Annotated in this window: 1 protein-coding gene; it reads right to left on the bottom strand. The window is 74.5% G+C overall.

Annotation, left to right across the window (positions count from 1 at the left end; translation table 11 throughout):
- A partial coding sequence (locus FNQ90_RS23385) for a serine/threonine-protein kinase (protein ID WP_182608171.1) occupies nucleotides 1-774 on the bottom strand: 774 nt, incomplete at its 3' end.
- Nucleotides 775-1,347 lie beyond the last annotated feature (573 nt).

Below are 1,347 nucleotides of genomic sequence, written 5' to 3'. Positions count from 1 at the left end.
CTCGAGCACCGTCCACAGCGGACCGGGGACGTGCTCGGGGCGGGCGGGCTGCTCGGAGAGGTGGCGCTGGAGCACCTCCAGCGCGGATCCGCCGCGGAACGGCGGCTGTCCGGTGAGCAGTTCGTACAGCAGGGTGCCGGCGCCGTAGACGTCCACGGCGGAGGTCTGGCCGCGCCCCTCGGCGGACTCGGGGGCCACGTAGGAGGGGGTGCCGACGAACTCGTGGGCGCGGGTGATGCCCGGCGAGTCGGCGAGGCGGGCGATCCCGAAGTCGGTGAGCATCGGCCGCAGCGGCTCGTCGTCCCGGCCGCCGGCGAGCAGCACGTTGGCGGGCTTGAGGTCACGGTGGACCACGCCCCGGGCGTGCGCGGCGGCGAGCGCGTCGGCGACCTGCGCGGTGAGCAGCGCGGCGGCGATCGGGGTCAGCGGGCCGTTCTCGTAGAGGTGGCGGTGCAGGTCGGGGCCGTCGACCAGGTCCATGACCAGGGCGAGGAGGTCGCCCTCGACGACCATGTCGCGGACCCGGACGATGTTGGAGTGGTTCTCCTGCCCCAGGCGCAACAGCACCGAACGCTCACGCAGGAAGCGCATGACCACCTCGGGGTCGTGCGCCAGTTCCTCCTTGAGGACCTTGATGGCGACCAGTTCGCCGGGGTGTCCGGGCACGGCGGCCTCGGCTCCGGCGGCCTCACGCTGGCGGGCCCGCCACACGGTGCCGGTGGCACCGCGCCCCAGCGGTTCCTCCAGGAGGTACTTGCTCCCTACCGGCCGCACGTGCACTCCCGGGGTTGTCGCGTCGGTCTCGCCGGCGGGGACACTCCCCGCACGGGCGCGGCGGCGGGGCGCGCGACGGGTCTCCCCCGTCTCCGCCTCCCCGTCGCCGGGACCGCCCGCGGGCGGTCCCGGGGGCCTACTGTAATGCGCCCGCACGCGCGCACGTGTCCCGAACTCCGGGTTCGTCAGTGGCGGGGCCGGGGTTCGGGACCGGTGGGTCCCGGGGGTGACGTTCGGGAGGTGGCCGGTGACGCTCCGGCCCCGGTGCCCGGTCCGCCGCCGGTTCCGGTGGAGGTGTCCGGGGGGCGGATGGAGTGCGGTCCCTTCGGTCCGCACCCGGATGTGACCGGATTCGTGCGTTCCGCTCACCCGCCCCCGGGCCGGCGAACCGGGGCCGGCCCGACACCACCGCCCGTGGGCGGTGCCCACGACCCTTCGAACCGGGGGAAATCACCGGTACCGGGCCGGCCGGATCGAGCCGCTGGAGAGCGATCGGATTCGGTCGGATACGGCCAATCAAGATCAACTGAGGACGAGGGCGGGACAGGGTGTCGGTGGGGGGTGCGAGGATGC

The sequence above is a fragment of the Streptomyces alkaliphilus genome, assembly GCF_014141535.1.
Lineage (GTDB): Bacteria > Actinomycetota > Actinomycetes > Streptomycetales > Streptomycetaceae > Streptomyces > Streptomyces alkaliphilus.
This window is presented reverse-complemented; position numbering and strand designations above follow the sequence as displayed.